Genomic DNA, 17,018 nt, shown 5'->3' with positions numbered 1-17,018 from the left:
TTCCGGTCATCTCTTCCCTCTTCCGTGCGGAGGGGACGTGGTCAGCCGGTCCGGAGCTGCCACTCCTGGCAGGGGTTGGCGAGCCAGGTCCATTGGCGGACTCCCGTGCCGTCGCGGGTGCCGCAGTCGGCGACGTCGGCGGCCTTCCCGCTGTGTGCGTTCTCCAGCCGCAGCAGGCCGCCCGCGCCGGCGATGAGCCGGAAGCGCTGGCAGGCGTTGTCCAGCCAGGTCCACTGGCGCAGCTCCGCGCCATCGTCTTCGGAGCAGCCCGCCACGTCGAGCACCTTGCCGCCGGCCACGTTGACCAGCCGGCTGGTGTCGTCCCCCTGGTCCTCGAAGCGCCATTTCTGAGCCGTGCTGCCGTTGCACGACCACAGCCTGACGTCCGCCCCGTCGGCGGAGGACCCGTTCGCGAGGTCCAGGCATTTGCCGCTGTGGGGGTTCACCAGCGTGTACGCGGTGGGCGTGGCCGCCGTCTCGCCCGCCGGGGCGGGCAGTGGGGTGCCGACAGCCACCGGAGTGCCGAAGTCGGGTGTCCCGTCCGGGCGCCAGGTGAACTTCTGGGCCCGGGTCGTGCGCCTGTTGTCGCAGCCGCCGGCGGTGGTGTCGTTGGCGTGGTAGACGAGCCAGTTCTCCGTGCCGTCCGGGGAGGTGAAGAACCCGTTGTGGCCCGGTCCGTACACCCCTGCCGCGTCGCTGCGCTGGAACACCGGGGAGGGCGACTTGGTCCATGACGCGGCGCTGAGCGGGTCGGCGCCGGTGAGCTCCAGCCGGCCCAGTTCGTAGTCCGGCGTGTTGCAGCTGGAGGCGGAGTAGGTGAGGAAGGTCCGGCCTTCGTGGTACAGCGGCTCGGGGCTTTCGTTGACCGATCCGCCTTGGCTCTCCCAGCTCAGCGTGGGGCTGGAGATGACCCTGAACGGACCGCTGAGGGTGTAGGGGTTGCTGAGCGGTGCGATCACCAGGCTCTGCCGGCTGCCGTTGATGAAGCCGCTGCCGAGCAGGTACAGCCTCTCTCCGACCCGCAACAGGCTCGCGTCGATCAGCCATCCGCCGGGCACGAGGTTGGATCCGGTCAGGATGTTCTTGTAGGTGTACGGGCCCATCGGATCGCTGCCGGCGCTCTGCAGCACGTGAGTGCGCTGCGAGTCGCAGCAGGCGGCCCCTGCCTGCCCGGCGGAGTAGTAGAGGTACCAGCGCCCGTCGGCGAAGTGCATCTCGGGCGCCCAGATGTTGGTGCTGCGCGAGGGGGTGTCGTCGGGCCACACCCGTACGCTCGGAGCGGTGGAAAGGCCTTCCCGAGTCGGTGACTTGCGCATCGTGATCTCGCCGGTGAAGGTTGAGGCGACCAGGTGGTAGTTGCCCTCGTGGTACTGCAGCCAGGGGTCGGCGCCCTTCTGGGCCTTCACCGGGTTGGTGTACGTACGGCTCGCTGCGGCTTCGGCAGGGCCGCCGGTGACGGCCGTGGTCGGGAGCAGCGCCAGCAGGACGACCGACAGGGCGATCCAGAGCGGCGGACGGGGACGTCGGACTGCGGTACGGCGTAACGCGGTGCGGCGCGAGCGGAAGTGGATCACGAGTGTCCCTTCTGAACGGCGGGGGCGCGCTGATGGCGGAGGTCAGAAACTCTGTGCCAGGCGGTGGTAGGCCTGGTTCCAGCGGATCTCCTGCGTGAACCGGCGGATGCCGGTGTCCGCGTCGATGACCAGCAACTCCGTGCCGAGCATGTCGGCGAGGTCACCGAGTTCCTCCGTGCCCACGGCGCTCGACAGCACGGTGTGGTGCGGTGCTCCGGCGATCAGCCAGGCTTCGGTCGAGGTCCGCAGGTCCGGTCGGGGCTGCCACACGGCCCGGGCCACGGGCAGGTTCGGCAGGGGCTCGGCGGGCTCGACCACGTCGATCTCGTTGGCGACCAGGCGGAAGCGATCGCCCATGTCGGCGAGCCCGACGACCACCGCCGGACCGGTGTCCGCGTCGAAGACCAGGCGTACGGGATCCTCCCGGCGGCCGATCCCCAGCGGGTGGATCTCGCAGGAGGGAACCGCGGCCGCGATCGACGGGCAGACCTCCAGCATGTGCGCGCCGAGGATCAGTTCCCTGCCGGGTTCCAGGTGGTAGGTGTAGTCCTCCATGAAGGAGACCCCGCCCGGCAGCCCCTCCGACATCACCTTGAGCGTGCGCAGCAGGACCGAGGTCTTCCAGTCGCCCTCGCCGCCGAAGCCGTACCCGTCGGCCATCAGTCGTTGCACGGCCAGCCCCGGCAGCTGCCGCAGGCCCCCGAGGTCCTCGAAGTTGGTGGTGAAGGCACGGAAGCCGCCCGCGGTGAGGAATGCCCGCATGCCGAGCTCGATGCGCGCGGCGTAACGCAGCGAGGCGTGGCGGTCCCCGCCGGCCCGCAGCTCCGGCGCCACCCGGTAGGTGGCCTCGTACTCCTTGGTGAGTTCGGTGACATCGGCCTCCGGGGTGCCGTCGACGACCTCGACGAGGTCGTTGACCCCGTACGTGTTGACGGAGACGCCGAAGCGCAGTTGCGCCTCCACCTTGTCGCCTTCGGTGACGGCGACGTCCCGCATGTTGTCGCCGAAGCGGGCCAGCCTGAGGCCGCGCAGTTCGGAGCGCCCCGCAGCCGCCCGGGTCCACGAGGCGATGCGGGCGACCACGGACGGGTCGCTCACGTGTCCCGCGACCGTCTTGCGGGTGATGCCGATGCGGGACTGGATGTAGCCGAACTCCCTGTCTCCGTGCGCCGCTTGGTTGAGGTTCATGAAGTCCATGTCTATGGACGACCAGGGCAGGGCGACGTTGGCCTGGGTGTGGAGGTGGAGAAGGGGCTTGCGCAGCGCGTCCAGGCCGGCGATCCACATCTTGGCCGGGGAGAACGTGTGCATCCAGGTGATGAGCCCGGTGCAGGCGTCGTCGGAGTTCGCCGCCAGGCAGATGCGGCGGATCGCGTCGGCGTCGGTGAGGACGGGCTTCCAGACGACCCGGACGGGGACGCCCGGTTCGTCCTGGAGGGTCTCGGCTATTCGCTGGGACTGCCGGGCCACCTGGCGCAGGGTCTCGTCCCCGTAGAGGGACTGGCTGCCGGTCAGGAACCACACTTCGCGGTCTTCGAGTGTCGCCACGGGAAAGCTCCTCACCGGCCGGCCTGCTGGCCGTACACGTTCTGGTAGCGGTGGTTCAGTGCGTCGATGTCGCTCTGCGCGAGGGGCAGCGGATCCCCCAGCTGGCGCGAGATGTGGACCGTGCGGGCGACGTCCTCGCACATCACGGCCGCCTTGACCGCCGCTTTGGCGTCCTTGCCGACGGTGAAGACGCCGTGGCTCTTCATCAGGACGGCGGGCGAGCGGTGTCCGCGCAGCGTCTCGACGATCCCCCGGCCGATGGAGTCGTCCCCGATCAGCGCGAAGGGGCCGACGGGGATCTCGGCTCCGAACTCGTCGGCCATGGCGGTCAGCACGCAGGGGACGGCCTCGCCGCGCGCCGCCCAGGCGCAGGCGTAGGTGGAATGGGTGTGCACCACCCCTGCGACCTGCGGCATGTGGCGGTAGACGTAGGCGTGCGCGGCGGTGTCCGAGGAGGGGGCGTAGTCGCCTTCGACCACTTTCCCGTCCAGGTCGCAGACGATCATGCGCTCGGGGGTCAGGTCCTCGTAGGGGACTCCGCTGGGTTTGATCACCATGAGGTCCTCACCCGGTACCCGGGCGGAGACGTTGCCGGCCGTCCAGACGACGAGGCCGTAGCGGACCAGTTCCTGGTGCAGGTCGCTGACCTCGCGGCGCAACTGCTCGATCGGTGACGTCATGAGCGGTCAGGGCCTCTCGGTCGGGGCGGTCGGGGCGGTCGAGGCCGTGAGGGCCGCGTTGCGCAGGGCGCGCAGCCGGTGCAGCTGCTTGTCGGGGCCGGTGCCGAAGTGGTCGTGCAGGGCGCGGTACTCCGCGTACAGCGCGTCGTAGGCATCGGCCCGGGCGGGGTCCGGCAGGTAGGCGGCCCGCTGCACACGGCCCATGGCCGCCGCGGCGGCGCGTACGTCGGGGTGTGCGCCGGCGGCGACGGCCGCGTGGATGGCGGCGCCGAGGGCCGGGCCCTGGGCGGAGGCCGCGAGGGACACCGGGCGGCGGAGCACGTCGGCGCAGATCTGCATCAGCAGGGCGTTCTTCTTCAGGCCGCCGGTGACGATGAACTCGTGTACCGGTACCCCACCCCGCTCCAGGGCGTCGACGATGGTGCGGGTGCCGAAGGCGGTGGCCTCCAGCAGGGCGCGGTAGACCTCCTCGGGCCGCGTCGACAGGGTGAGCCCCACGATGACACCGGAGAGGTGGTGGTCCACCAGGGTGGAGCGGTTGCCGTTCATCCAGTCGAGTGCGACCAGGCCGTGCCCGCCTACGGGCTGGTCGGCGCACTTGCGGGTCAGCAGCTGGTGCAGGTCCTCGCCGCAGGCCTCGGCCTCCGCCTGGTAGCCGGCCGGGACGCCCTGGGCGAGCCACCAGGCGAAGATGTCGCCGACGGCGCTCTGTCCCGCCTCGTAGCCGTACGCGCCGTCGACGATCCCGCCGTCCACGACCCCGCAGATGCCGGGCACGTCGGCGAGCGCGGCGCCGTTCACCACGTGGCAGGTGGAGGTGCCCATGACGGCGAGCAGCCGGCCGTTCTCGACGGCCTGGGCCGCGGCGGCAGCGACGTGGGCGTCCACGTTGCCGACGGCGACCGCGATGCCCTCGGGGAGGCCCGTCCACGCGGCGGCTTGCGCGGTGAGCGAGCCGGCCCGGGAACCCAGCGGGGAGAGCGGATGCTCCAGGCGGGTACGGGCGAACTCCCCGAAGTCCGGGTGCAGGGCGGCGAGGTAGTCCTCGCTCGGGTACCTGCCGTCCTGGTGGATGCCCTTGTAGCCGGCGGTGCAGGTGTTGCGCGTCTCGGTGCCCGTGAGCTGCCAGACGATCCAGTCGGCCGCCTCGATCCAGCGCTCGGTCGCCGCGTACGTCTGCGGGTCCTCCTCGAGCACCTGCAGCGCTTTCGCGAACTGCCATTCGGCAGAGATCCTGCCGCCGTACCGGGCGATCCACTTCTCGGCACGCAGATGGGCGAGGTCGTTGATCCGGTCGGCCTGGCCCTGGGCGGCGTGGTGCTTCCAGAGCTTGGGCCAGGCGTGCGGGCGGTGGCCCAGCCCGGTCTCGGAGAGCGGCTGCCCGTCGCGCCGTACCGGCAGGACCGTGCAGGCGGTGAAATCGGTCGCGATGCCGATGACGAGACCCGGGTCCACGCCTGCCGAGGCGACGGCGTCCGGGACGGCGGTGCGCAGCACCTCGCGCCAGTCGTCCGGATGCTGGAGTGCCCAGTCGGGCGGCAAGGCGGCCCCGGTGGTGGGCAGTTCACGGTCGATGACGCCGTGGCGGTACGTGTGGACGGCGGAGCCGAGCTCCTCACCGTCGTGTACGCGGACCAACACCGCGCGGCCGGACAGCGAGCCGAAGTCGACACCGACGACGTAGCGCACGGCGTCCGGGGCGGCTGGGGGACGAGACGGGGTCACGTTCACATCCTTCGTACGGAGCCCAGCGCCCCGGGGCGACACCCGGGCGGCGGGGACGGCGGCGCACGGGCCGCCCTAGGGTCAAATTGTTAGCGCTCACAATGAGCTGCACAAGAGTCTCCGCATACAGCGTTACCCAATCTTGACCTCAGGACCACGGGGGCAGCCGCCACCCCTGCGACCCCTCTGACCTGCGTGGATGCCCGCGGCCCTCCGCCGAAACTACCGGGGTGCGCGGCCCGTGCTGCGGCGCAGCACGATCTCCGTGGGTACCAGGACGTGCCTGCTCGCGGACTCCCGCGCTCCACCGCGCTCCCCACCGCCCACGCCAGTCGTGCGGTCGTTTCCGGTCAACTCATCGACCAGCAGTTCCAGCGCCCGTCGGCCCAGCTCGCCGAAGTCCTGTCGGACCGTCGTCAGCGGCGGAGCGAAGTAGGCGGCTTCGGAGATGTCGTCGAAACCGGCCACGCTGATGTCTCCGGGGATCGTCCGGCCCGCTTCGTGCAGCGCGCGCAGCAGGCCCAGTGCCAGCTGATCGTTCGCGCAGAAGACCGCGGAGGCGCTGCGGTCCTCGGCGATCCGAAGGCCGGCCTCGTATCCGGCGCGGGCACTCCAGTCCCCGGCATGGGCCTCGGGCACCGGGGCGCCGACCTCCTGGAGCGCCCTGCGCCATCCGGCCTGCCGGGCCGTGGTCTCCAGCCAGCCCGGCGGGCCGGCGATGTGGTGGACCGTGGCGTGCCCGAGGTCGAGCAGGTGTCGGGTGACGGCATGGGCGCCCGCCTCGTTGTCGACCGAGACCGTGGGCACGCGCGACCCGCTGCCCGACCCGACCGCCACCACGGGCACCGCCGTGGACAGCTGAGCGATGGCGCGCGCCGCCGGGATCTGCGGCGCGATCACCACGATGCCTTCGACGCCCTGGTCCCTGAGCCGGTCCACGGCCTCCTGCACCGCGCGCGAGTCCAGGGACCGGATGCTCGCCACGCTCACGAAGTAGCCGGCACTGCGCGCGGCCTGCTCGATGCCGTCCAGCATGGAGGCCGGCCCGTACAGCGCACTGCCGAAACTCACCACGCCGAGCGTCTGGGACCGGCGGGTGACCAGGGTCCTGGCCGCCACGTTGGGGCGGTAGTCCAGCTCGCGGATGGCGGCGAGCACCCGCTCACGTGTGCCGGGGCGGACGTGGGGTGCGCCGTTGAGTACCCGCGACACCGTCTGGTGCGACACTCCGGCGACGCGCGCGACATCAGCCATCACAGGCTGGCGTGGTTCAGGTTGTTCCGTACTTGCCGTTCCCACTGATAGCCCTCTCGTCGGCGAAGCCCCCGGCGGCCGGCCCGGGCTCCGGTGCGCAGACCGAATCGCGGTGGTGCCTGCACAGGGGCGCCACGAAGGCGAGTGTAATTGTTCACGATCACAAGCCCTCACGCGATCCAGCGGGACGACGACCCGTTTCCGTGCCCCCCTGTCGTGCGGATGCCGCAGCACCGCGGCCGCCGGGCGATGCATGAGGCCAGGCCGCGCAGGGCGCCGCCTGGCTCCGCGGCAGCGACGACGCCCACCTGTGGGGCGGCACCGGCAGCGTCGGCGTCATCACCGGCGACCCCGACCACCTACGGGCGCGTCTACGTCGGCACCAACGGACGCGGATTCCCGTACGGCGACCCGTCCTGACCCCGGCGCCCGAGCGGGGCCGCACCTCGGCGGCGTCGCACCGGCGGCCCTCGAAGCGTCGCTTCGGAGACGGAGTTCAGGAGCCGGGGGTCCAGTCGCCGAGCCAGTCGCCGACCTCCTGGCCGGAGGCCTGGTCGTCGCGCAGTTGCGGGCGGTTGCCGCTCGGCGTGCCGGCGCCCGGGCCGGTGTTCCCGTACTCCGCGAAGCGGTCGCTCTTCCAGGAGAAGCCACCCATATCGGACCACGGGGCGGCGCCTATGCCGCTGCCGAGCGTGGAGTCGCGCACGGTGGTCTGCGGGTCGAGGGACGCGTCGCCGCCCGCGTGCCACGGCCGGCCGAGGGCGAAACTCCCTGGAGCCACGTCGCCGTTGAACGCGCTGTTGGTGATCAGGAAGCCCTTGCGGCCGGCGGGGGTGCTGGGCGCGGTGACGCAGCCTCCCGAGGTTCCGTCCCAGCGCTTCTTGAGGGTGATCACCGAGCGGTCGATCGCGGCGGTGGCACTGCCGAAGATGAAGTCGACGGTACCGACGACGTAGGAGTTCGTCATGTAGACCCGTCCGGGCTTCGCACGCGTGGCGCTGTCCAGGAGCAGGGTGTCCTGGTCGCCGGTGATGATCACACTGTCGAGGAGGATCTTGTCCGCGGCGGTGCGCAGCGCGACCGCCTGGGCGCTCACGTGGGGGTTGGCCTTCTCGTCGAAGTCGTTGGAGACGGTGAGGTTTCGGGCCTGGAAGTCATCGGCCTCGACCGCGACGGTTGCGCTGCCGGCGGTGCCGTAGGTGCCCGAGCCGCCCGGTTTGGGGGTTCCGGAGGCGTTGCCGTGGACGATGACCGTGTCCTTGCGGCTACCGCCGGTGCCCTGCAGGGTGACGTGTGGCTTGTTCGACGGGATCCTGACCGTTTCCCGGTAGGTGCCGGGCTTGACGGTGATGACGACGCGTGAGGCGTTGTCCGCCGGGACGGCGTCGACGGCGGCTTGGACGGTCTCGTACCGGCCGGAGCCGTCCTTGGCCACGGTGAGGGTGGTCGTGGCGGGAGCCTGGGAGGTCGCCGTGCCGATGGCGGGGCGGGGGCCGGCGCCGGACTTCACCTTCGAGGGGACCTCGGCGGTCGGATCGAGGGTGTAGCCGTAGTACGTCTTCGGGTCGAAGGCCGTGCCACCGCTTTCATTGCGGCCGGTGGTGTTGACGAAGACGTTGCCGCGCTGCACGAGGGCGGCGGTGGTGTCCTTGGTGACCGGGTTGTTCATCCCTTCGAAGTAGCTGTTCTCCAGCACCATCTTCGTTCCTCCCCGCGCGTAGTTGCCGTAGGAGGAGGTGATGGACGAGTCCGGGTCGTCCTGCATGAAGTTGTTGTAGAGGTGCGCGTGCGCCACGTTGTCGGTGGACGGATTGCGCTGCTTGGTCTCGTGGAACCAGTTGTGGTGGATCGTGATGTCGGCGGTGACGTGATCGGTCCAGCCGATGCCGAAGGCCTTGTTGTCGTTCTTCAGCTGGTTCCAGGACACCGTGAGGTACGTGGTGTCCTTGCGGCTGTCGATCAGTCCGTCGGCCATGTTCCGCAGGTTGTTGTGGTCGATCCACACGTGGTGGGCGCCGTCCATTTGGATGGCGTCCCAGTCGTGGTCCTTGTCGTTCCACGTGCCGGCGTACGCGTCACGGATCGTCAGGTTCCTGATGATCACGTTGTGTACGCCCTGTCCCAGGAAGAACCCCCCGCCGACGATGTGACCCGAGGTGCCCGCGCCCACGATGGTCTTGTTGGAGGCGACCTTGATCTCCTTGCCCTTGGGGGTCATGGTGATCGTCCCCGCCACGACGATGACGTACGGCTTCGAGGCGGTCGCGTACTTCTCCAGGTCGGCAAGGTTCTTCACGGTGACGACCGCACCGTCCCGGCCGCCGTAGGTGCCGGTCTGCCCGAGCGCGTTGACCGAGGCGAAGCCGTCCGCGGCCTCCCGGGCCCACGCCCGGGCTGCGGTGGCCGCCCCGGCCTCCGGCCGGGCGTCCTCACCGAACGCCCCGAAGGCCCCGCCGTAGGACACGCCCACTGCGGTGGCCGTCGCCAACGGAATGCCCACGGTCAGACCGATTCTGCGCCTGCGGTGCCGCGCCTTGTGCTGAGTGGTTCGCATGACTCACTGTCCTGTAGTGGAGGGTGTGCGTACACCAGCCAGTTGCCACCGCGGGCGAAAAGGTTGCCGCGCTTCCGGGGCCCGGAGCGAGGCCCGGAGCGAGGCCGGCGCCGGCTGCGGATGGCATGACGGGTTCCCCCACTCGCCTGGAGGTCTCGGCCCTTCTGCCGGTCCTTTCGCTCCCTGCCTTGGCCGCTCACGTTTACCTCTCCAGGGTCGGCACCCATCTGCATGCCCACCACGGTGGGGGCGGCGGAACAGATCGCGGCAGGCCGCCTCAGCGAGCCCGCGGTACGCGCAATCGGCTCCACATCACGTCGGCGGCGGTGCGGCACGAGCGGAAGGGTCCAGCGCAGGGCATCCGAAGGCGAAGGTTTTGCCCGGGAATTCCGGAGCATCACACAGCCCTACGCGGTCGGCGTCAGTCAACGCCGGGTGGCATTCGTTTTCAACGGGCAGGGTTGTCGCAGGGTCGGGATGCGTCGGCATGGGCCGCCGGTGTGGACGAGGCCTCGGCAGGGGCTTCCACGGGAGCCTCGGCCGGTGGCAGGAGGTGGTCCTCCCACCAGGACAGGCCCATCACGACGGCGAGCAGGACGAAGGGGAGCGCGGCCGGAACGATCAGCGCGTACATGCGAACCGCCAGTTGTCGGATACGTGCGACGCGGCAGGCAGCGGAAACGGTGCCCGCATGGGGCACATCGAGGCTGCGCCGGATCGCGTAGCGACGGCGACTGCGGGACGGCCACGCTCGTGACGAGGCAGGCTCGGGCATCGATGAGCAAGGTGCCCCCGAGGGAGCGCGATGACTTCTCTGCGCTGATGCGAGGTACGGATGATGCATCGAACGATCACGATCCATGAAGCGCCGCAGACCCTGACGGATGCGGCTTCGCCGGCGGTTGACGCGCTGACCGCCGAGGTCCTCGAGTCGCGTGCCGAGGTTGAGCAGTTGAGCCGTTGAGCCGTTGAGCCGTTGAGCCGTTGAGCCGTTGAGCCGTTGAGCAGGGTGCTGGAGAGCCGTGCGGTGATCGATCAGGCGCGGGGCATGGTGATGGCCCCGGCGCCGTGTTCCGGTGTCGGCTCCACGATCGTCCGCGCTCACCGGCACGCCGCCGGGGCACGCCAGAAGGGGCCCCGGCCGGCGAGCCGAAACGGCCTAGTCGCTGTCCCCCGGCCTGACGTGGGTGGACGCGGTGGCCGTGTTGTTCTCCTCGCGCGGGTCCGCGTCGTCGCCGTACACCGTGGCGGTGTTCTTCAGGGTGGTGGGCTCCAGAACGTTGCCCGCGGTTCCGGTCACCTCGATCTCCACGTGGCGGCCCTTCTGCAGCGGGCCACCCGTGCAGGAGAGGAGGCCGTCGGTGATCTCGCACCCTTCGGTCGGCGTGGCGGGCGAGAGGATCTTCGCCGGAAGGTCGTCGGTCAGCGACCAGCCGGAGGAGCCGCCCTTCCCCTCGTTCTTCACGGTGATGCGGTAGGTCACTTGGGCCCCCGCCTCTACGCTCTTGGGTCCGTGCTTGCGCACCGCCAGGTCGGCGGACGAGTCGAGGAAGCAGGAGGTGGCGTCGAGGTTCGTCGCCGGCGTCGTGGTCTGCGTCGACAGCACGGTGAACCGCGGGTTGGATCCGGTCGCATTCCACACGTGGACGCGGATGAGCTGCCCGGAATTGCGGAAGAATCCGAGATCACCATTGCCGTACGTGAAGACGCCGCCGAAGTCCTCACCCCCCGGAAGAACACCCGGGAAGAAGTCCACGCTCTCATTGGCGATGTCGATCCGCGTGATGGCGCCCGCGTCGGTCGAGCCCCACAGGAATCCGTCACGGAACGCGATGTCGAAGACGTCGAGTGCCGGGTCGGCCAGCTCCGGGACGTTGATGACACGCGTGACCGAGCGGGAGTTGACGTCGATCTGATAGATCTCCCCCGTGTCGTCGGCCAGGACGTAGTAGTTGCCCTGCCTGTCGAACGTTCCCGAGATGTAGAGCGCGGACGGCAGACCGGCAATGACACCGAGGTTGGTGAAGTCTCCGTTGCGGTCGAAGCGGACCAGTTCGTTGTCCGGGCCGCCGAACGTGGTCCCGTAGAGGAAGCGATCGCGCGGGTTCACTCCGATGGCGTTGTAGAGGAACGGCGTCGGGTCGCCCAGCGGCGTGAACTGGACCGTCCCGGGCCCTCGGTCGGCGGTGTAGAGCTGGTTCTCCGGGTTTCCGAACGAGACGTAGACCTTCCCGTTACACGCAACGGAATTCCCAGCGGGGCCCGGCTGGGCGACAGCTGCCGCACGGGCAGGGACGGCACCGGCCGGTGACGCCGGCAGGCTGGAAGCGAGCCCTGCGACGATACCCACGGCGCCCAGCGCGGAAAGCGCGCGCAGCCGCCGCGTTCCCTGGTTCGGCCTGTTTGTTCCTCGGATCACGAACATGCACCTTTCACGGCTCAAGGCGGACAGGGCCCTATGGCGAGAGCCCCTCAGTGTGTGCCGGATGTGACGGACAAAGATCAGCACAAGGGATGCCGGGTCGGATACCACGGCTCGGGCTCCGGAATGGAGTTCGCTCCAATGCACCAGGACAATGCCCGTGTTATTTCTGTAAGATCATCAGAAACTTCGCCCCGTAGTGCCGTTGGATAACGCCTACGGCTACGGCACCATCAGTGCGGCCGGCCGCCTCCGGGGTGGACCAGGAGGCGAGCGCGGGCCGGGATGATCCCCAGGGACAGCCCCGGCAGGTCCGTCGCATCGAGGGATCGGCGAAGCTGGTCTCGCATCACTTCCGTCCCGCCGAGATTGATGCACAGCGCCTGTTCGCCCAGCAGGATGTGACAGGTCCGGCCTTCCTGAGCCGGAGCCCGCCTGTCTGCCTGGGTTGGACGCCGGCGCCCCGGACCACACGGCGGTGGACGCCGACGGCTTCGAGCACACGGTCGCCGCGCTGTGCGCTCGGGATGGCTGCCCACAGGTGGAAGTGGTGGGCGGAACGGGGGCGTTGGGAGCCGATGTGATCGCCACGATGGCGGACGGAGTGCGCGTGGTCATCCAGTGCAAGCCTGCGACATCGTCTGCGTCGACGGCGACGGCCCGGCCGCGAAGACGCCGTGTCCGGCGTGGGCCAGCCGAAGGGCTGCGGCCTGGCCGAGGCCTTCCGTCCCCCGCTTCCGCACCACCGAATGAGCTTCTCGACGCCGTTGAGGCCCTTACGCAAAGGGCGGCGCCCGTACCTGCCGATGCGTCCCCGTGACTGGACCCCGCGGCGCACTCCGTGCTCCCGTTGCAGCGATGCGGCCGGGGGCCGCCTGCCCTGCGTGGCGGGCCCCCCGGTTTGGAGCGTGAGTCCCGGGGCACACGCGCATTGTCACGATGGGCCACACCGGGAGGGCTTATGTCCGGACTATTCGCAAAGATCAAGCAGTTCAGCCGCAGCCCGCAGGGTCAGCGGACGATTGCTTCGGCGCGGCGTGCAGCTTCCGACCCGCGCAAGCGGGAACAGGCCCGAGGACTACTCAGGCGCCTTCGAGGCAGGCACTGACCTCAGCCCCCGAACACCAGCGCCCGCCACGACGTCTTCGACGACCCGCGCACATGACACTGCGCGCCCACGTGAACGCCCCGCCTCGCACCCCGTGGCGGGGCGTTTCTCATCAGCACGAACCGGCCCGCCCCGCGGCCGCCGTCACCGCCGTCGCGCGGCAACCGCGAACGCCCCGGCCAAAGCCGCGGCCAACCCGTTACGGTCGCATCGAGCGTGGTCAGTGCCGGATGCACCAACTCCGAAGGCGTGCCTGACAGCCGGCTTGCGCAGTTGTCATGCGCTGCCCCCTTCGGCGGCGCAGCGAGTGGCCTCAAGGGCTTCGGCTCCCAGGGCCCGGACCTCGTCCAACAGCCGGGCGTTGCTGATGCCCTTGACGAGGTACCCCGCGACGCCGACCGCAGCCATCTCGGTGCGCGGCCCCTGGTAACCGTAGGCGGAGAACGCCAGGATGCGTACGCCGGGGACGGCGCGGAGGATCTGCTCGGCGGTGTACGGGCCGCCGCCGGGGAAGCGCACGTCGAGCACCACGACGTGCGGCCTTTGGGCGGTGGCGAGTCGGATCGCCTCGTCGGCTTGGGCCGCGCTGCCGACCAGGGTGAGGTCGGGCTGGGCCCCGACGACCTGTGCCAGCGCCGCGCGCAGCACGGCGTTGTCGTCGCAGATCAGCACCCGCAGGGGGCCCCTGGGCGTGGCGGGCGGGGTCACGACGGCCCCTGGGTGGCGGTCAGGGAGTCGAAGCTCCTGCCGGGCGCACCGGGCAGCGGTTCGTCCAGCTCGCCGGTCGGCAGGTCGGGCACCCAGAACTCCACGGTCGTGCCGGTACCGGGCTCGGTACGCAGCGTCCACCAGCCGCCGGCGGTCTCGGCCCGCTCCCGCATCTCCATCAGCCCGAAGTGCTCTTGCAACCTGGGTGCGACCGCCGCGTTGCCGATGCCGTCGTCGGCCACTCGGACCTGCAGGCCCTGGTTCTCGGTGGTGACGCTGACCCGTACGGTGCGCGCTCGGGCATGTTTGCGCACGTTCAGCAGTGCCTCCTGCACGATGCGGAAGATGGTGATCGCGGTCTCGGGAGCCGGCTCCTTCTCCAGGTTGTGTTCCAGGGACGGCTCAAGACCCCAGCTCCCGGCCACCACGTCGTTGAGGTGCTGGGACAGCGACTCGACCAGGCCGTGCCGGTCGATGCCGGGCGGCTGGAGCCGGAAGGTGAGGTTGCGCAGGCGGTCCACCGCCTCGCGCACCGTCTCGTCGAGCAGCGAGAGTTCATGCGCGTAGGGCTCGCCAACCTGGTCGGCGAGGAGCTGTATCCGCATGCCGACGGCGACCATGGCCTGGATGGAGTCGTCGTGCACGTCCCAGGCGATGCGACGGCGTTCCAACTCCTGTGCCTGTACCAGGTGGGTGAAGAGGCGACGGCGTTCGGTGAGCGCCTGCTCGGCGGCGCGGCGTTCGGTCATGTCCCGCGTGACCTTGCCGAAGCCGCGCAGTTCGCCGGTCTCGTCGAAGAGGGGGGTGATCACCACGTTGGCCCAGAAGCGGGAGCCGTCCTTGCGGATGCGCCAGCCCTCGTCCTCCAGTCGGCCGTCGACGATGGCCGTTTCAAGCTCCGTGTGGGGCTTGCGGGCAGCGATGTCCTCGGGCGGGTAGAAGACCGAGAAGTGTTGGCCAATGATGTCCGCGGCACGGAAGCCCTTGATCCGCTCCGCGCCGGCGTTCCAGCTGGACACGTGGCCTTCGGGGTCGAGCATGAAGATGCCGTAGTCGAGGACGCTCGTGACCAGCAGGGTGAACGCCGTCTCGGTCGGTGCGAGGCCGCCACGTTGTCCGGCGCGGTTGTCACCGGTCATCGGAGAAGGCCCTCACGACGGGCCACGGCAACCGCCTCCAGTTGGGAGCGGGCACCGAGCTTCTCCAGGACCCGCTGGATGTGGTTCCTGGTCGTGTTGATGGCGACTCCGAGCCGCTGACTGATGTCGGCTGCGCCCAGGCCGTCGCCGAGCAGGCAGAGGGTCTCGCGCTCGCGCGGGGTGAGGGTCGTGCCCAAACCGACGGTTTTGCCGGCCAGCCGGTCCAGCGCTCCGCTGAGCAGTCCCTTGCTGAAGGCCACTTCACCCGCCGCCACCAGGCGTACTCCGTCCTGGAGCTCGCCCAGGTTGCCGACCTTGAGGATGAGCCCCGAGCCACCGGCCTCGGCGACGTGGGCGGCCACCGCCGGTGTCCCTTCGCCGGTCAGCACGAGTACCCGGGTGCCGGGTGCGGCGGCCTTGAGCGCAGTGATGGCGGCGATGCCGTCGCCGTCGGGCAGTCGCCGGTCCAGCACCACCACGGCGGGGCGAAGCCGGGACGCGTCGGCCAGCGCGTCCTTCACGCACAGGCTACGGCCGACCACCTCCAGGTCGTCGGTGCGGTCCAGGGCGATCCGGATCGCCTCGGCCACCATGTCGTGGTCCTCGACGAGCAGGATGGTGATGCGCCCCCCGGCGGTGCGCGGCACGGTATCCGGTGTGTTCTGCGGTGTCGAAGGCATCACAGGGTCCTCGGTGGTAGACGCGGCACGCCTCCGGCGAACAGCTCTTCGACGCCGGTGAGTGCGAACAGTCGGGCCACCTGCGTGCGGGCGCCCTCCACGCGCAGCTCGGTGCCGATCCTATCCGCTGTGGCCTTGACCTCCACCAGCACGTTGAGCCCCGCGCAGTCGCAGAAGCGCAGGCCCCACAGGTCGAGCACGACACGGTCGGGCCGCCGCGCGAAGCAGTCGGCGACGGCGGCGAGCAACTGCGCGGTACCGTCCAGGTCCAACGCGCCGACGAGCCGCAGACCGGCCACGTTGACGTCGAGTGCAGTGCTGACCTGGAACACCGGGCCGGTCACGTTGCGTCTTCTCTCATGCGGCAGCCCCCAGCCTGGGTAATGGGCACCAGCCAAGAGTAGTGAATCTGCACTAGAAAAGAACCCGTTCTCCTGACGGGTCACCACCTCAAGGGCGGATCGGCGCGAAAGCGCACGACGGCAGGAGACGCGAACCCGTGAACATTTCAATCAGGCTGGGTACCCTGCTGTGTGGGGAAGCGCCGAGGGACAGGGCCCCGACAGCGCTACGGGCTCCCAGGCAGCGGTCGGGCGCCCGAACGGCGAGGCACTCAGTGGAAGGGGCGTGGGGATGGAGCTCCCGTCGGCCGTTCCGCACGGCGCCCGTCATGCGGAGGTGCGCATGGACTTCGGCGGCGGGCCCGGCTGCATCGCCGAAGCACGGGAAGCCGCCGTCGCCTTTCTTCGCCACCACTCCCGGCCCGCCCGCCGCACCTTTCACGATGACGTCCTGCTGGTCGTCTCCGAACTGGTGAGCAACGCCGTCCGCCACGCTCCGGGGCCCTTCGTCCTGGAACTCGGTCTGGTTCCTGGCGGGATCGAGATCACCGTGCGGGACACGAGCTCACGCCCCCCGCACTCCCGGCCTCCCGACCGGACCGGCGGACGCGGGTGGAGCATCGTCCGGACCCTCGCACACCGGGTGCGCGTCGTCCCCTGCCACAACGGCAAGACCGTCCACGCGGAGTTGCTCTGGTAGTCCCCGGCCCTGTGATGGATCGGAATGCCGACGAGAGACAGGGTGGCGGTCACACCTGGGGCTGAGCGCTGTAGGTGGACTGTCCGGCAGGGGTCGCACCAGGGGGTGCGGCGCGGCCCCTGCGGGGGTGGTCAGGCGCCGTTGCCGTTGCCGGTCAGGGCCTCGGCCGACCGGCGGACGGTGTCCGGGTCGATCCGCTGGATCTGCACGACGACCCCGTCAGGGTCGGTGACCCGGATGCTGCGGCCGAAGTTCTCCTCGACGAGCTCGTACGGGTAGCCGCGCCGTTGGAGCCGCTGCGCGACCTGCTCCAGCGGCTCGTCCGTTGCGAAGCCCAGTTCGGTGGTGCCGGGCGGCCGCCCCTGCGAGACGGTGCTGGCATGGACGCCGAGGGCGCCCGCGGGTGCTGTCAGCCGGACCCAGACGGCCGCACCGGGCTCCTGCCGGACAGTGAGCCCCAGCCCTGCGTAGAACTCCCGGGACGCCTCGACGTCGGCCACGTACCTGATGGGAAGGACGGTCAACATGGTCTGCCTCTCTCGTTCGGTCACCATCAGCCTCCCGTCCAGCTGCTCCCGGGCGCCT

16 protein-coding genes are annotated in these 17,018 nt (G+C 70.1%); 2 read left to right on the top strand and 14 right to left on the bottom strand.

Going from position 1 to position 17,018, the window contains the following annotated elements:
- Nucleotides 1-41 precede the first annotated feature (41 nt).
- The 9 genes from RIU97_RS34620 to RIU97_RS34580 form a co-directional block, all read right to left on the bottom strand.
- Complete coding sequence (locus RIU97_RS34620) at nucleotides 42-1,574, bottom strand: family 43 glycosylhydrolase (protein ID WP_404961442.1); 1,533 nt, start codon at nucleotides 1,572-1,574, stop codon at nucleotides 42-44.
- 42 nt (nucleotides 1,575-1,616) lie between these two features.
- Nucleotides 1,617-3,122 carry an L-arabinose isomerase gene (gene araA / locus RIU97_RS34615; RefSeq protein ID WP_404961441.1) on the bottom strand — a complete coding sequence of 502 codons (1,506 nt, stop codon included), beginning with the start codon at nucleotides 3,120-3,122 and terminating at the stop codon, nucleotides 1,617-1,619.
- A gap of 11 nt (nucleotides 3,123-3,133) precedes the next feature.
- Complete coding sequence (locus tag RIU97_RS34610; protein ID WP_404961440.1) at nucleotides 3,134-3,802, bottom strand: L-ribulose-5-phosphate 4-epimerase; 669 nt, start codon at nucleotides 3,800-3,802, stop codon at nucleotides 3,134-3,136.
- Nucleotides 3,803-3,808: 6 nt separating this feature from the next.
- Entirely contained in the window at nucleotides 3,809-5,527 is a 1,719-nt protein-coding gene (locus RIU97_RS34605; RefSeq protein ID WP_404961439.1) for a ribulokinase, read from the bottom strand.
- Nucleotides 5,528-5,749: 222 nt separating this feature from the next.
- Nucleotides 5,750-6,781: a LacI family DNA-binding transcriptional regulator gene (locus RIU97_RS34600; RefSeq protein WP_404961438.1), complete on the bottom strand. Its 1,032-nt coding sequence runs from the start codon at nucleotides 6,779-6,781 to the stop codon at nucleotides 5,750-5,752.
- Between the two features lie 496 nt (nucleotides 6,782-7,277).
- Nucleotides 7,278-9,335 carry a pectinesterase family protein gene (locus RIU97_RS34595; protein ID WP_404961437.1) on the bottom strand — a complete coding sequence of 686 codons (2,058 nt, stop codon included), beginning with the start codon at nucleotides 9,333-9,335 and terminating at the stop codon, nucleotides 7,278-7,280.
- 448 nt (nucleotides 9,336-9,783) lie between these two features.
- The gene (locus RIU97_RS34590; RefSeq protein ID WP_404961436.1) at nucleotides 9,784-9,969 is read right to left on the bottom strand and encodes a hypothetical protein; all 186 of its coding nucleotides are present in this window, start codon (nucleotides 9,967-9,969) and stop codon (nucleotides 9,784-9,786) included.
- Nucleotides 9,970-10,494: 525 nt separating this feature from the next.
- Nucleotides 10,495-11,754, bottom strand: coding sequence for a DUF6923 family protein (locus tag RIU97_RS34585; protein WP_404961435.1), 1,260 nt, complete (start codon nucleotides 11,752-11,754; stop codon nucleotides 10,495-10,497).
- 236 nt (nucleotides 11,755-11,990) lie between these two features.
- Nucleotides 11,991-12,296, bottom strand: coding sequence for a Scr1 family TA system antitoxin-like transcriptional regulator (locus RIU97_RS34580; protein ID WP_404961434.1), 306 nt, complete (start codon nucleotides 12,294-12,296; stop codon nucleotides 11,991-11,993).
- On the opposite strand from RIU97_RS34580, the gene RIU97_RS34575 reads away from it, so the two are divergent.
- Entirely contained in the window at nucleotides 12,236-12,577 is a 342-nt protein-coding gene (locus RIU97_RS34575; protein ID WP_404961433.1) for a restriction endonuclease, read from the top strand. The genes RIU97_RS34580 and RIU97_RS34575 overlap by 61 nt on opposite strands.
- Nucleotides 12,578-13,141: 564 nt before the next feature.
- Here the strand turns inward: RIU97_RS34575 and RIU97_RS34570 are convergent.
- From RIU97_RS34570 to RIU97_RS34555, 4 genes are read right to left on the bottom strand one after another with little or no spacing between them, the layout of a single operon-like run.
- Nucleotides 13,142-13,573: a response regulator transcription factor gene (locus RIU97_RS34570; RefSeq protein ID WP_404961432.1), complete on the bottom strand. Its 432-nt coding sequence runs from the start codon at nucleotides 13,571-13,573 to the stop codon at nucleotides 13,142-13,144.
- Nucleotides 13,570-14,712 (bottom strand): PAS domain S-box protein, encoded by a 1,143-nt coding sequence (locus tag RIU97_RS34565; RefSeq protein WP_404961431.1) that lies wholly within the window; start codon nucleotides 14,710-14,712, stop codon nucleotides 13,570-13,572. The genes RIU97_RS34570 and RIU97_RS34565 overlap by 4 nt, the downstream gene beginning before the upstream one ends.
- Nucleotides 14,709-15,392, bottom strand: coding sequence for a response regulator transcription factor (locus tag RIU97_RS34560; RefSeq protein WP_404961430.1), 684 nt, complete (start codon nucleotides 15,390-15,392; stop codon nucleotides 14,709-14,711). Before RIU97_RS34560 ends, RIU97_RS34565 begins: the two co-directional genes overlap by 4 nt.
- The gene (locus tag RIU97_RS34555; RefSeq protein WP_404961429.1) at nucleotides 15,392-15,736 is read right to left on the bottom strand and encodes an STAS domain-containing protein; all 345 of its coding nucleotides are present in this window, start codon (nucleotides 15,734-15,736) and stop codon (nucleotides 15,392-15,394) included. Before RIU97_RS34555 ends, RIU97_RS34560 begins: the two co-directional genes overlap by 1 nt.
- A 289-nt stretch (nucleotides 15,737-16,025) precedes the next feature.
- Here RIU97_RS34555 and RIU97_RS34550 point away from each other — a divergent pair, with 289 nt between their 5' ends.
- A complete protein-coding gene (locus RIU97_RS34550) occupies nucleotides 16,026-16,433 on the top strand; it encodes an ATP-binding protein (protein WP_404961428.1) in 408 nt (135 codons plus the stop codon).
- Nucleotides 16,434-16,564: 131 nt separating this feature from the next.
- On the opposite strand, the gene RIU97_RS34545 is transcribed toward RIU97_RS34550, so the two are convergent.
- Nucleotides 16,565-16,960 (bottom strand): VOC family protein, encoded by a 396-nt coding sequence (locus RIU97_RS34545; RefSeq protein ID WP_404961427.1) that lies wholly within the window; start codon nucleotides 16,958-16,960, stop codon nucleotides 16,565-16,567.
- Nucleotides 16,961-17,018: the final 58 nt, after the last annotated feature.

Origin of the sequence: Streptomyces sp. 147326 (genome assembly GCF_045000215.1) — a bacterium.
Taxonomy (GTDB): domain Bacteria; phylum Actinomycetota; class Actinomycetes; order Streptomycetales; family Streptomycetaceae; genus Streptomyces.
The sequence above is the reverse complement of the archived record's forward strand: the minus strand, read 5'-3'. Positions and strand labels throughout refer to the sequence as shown.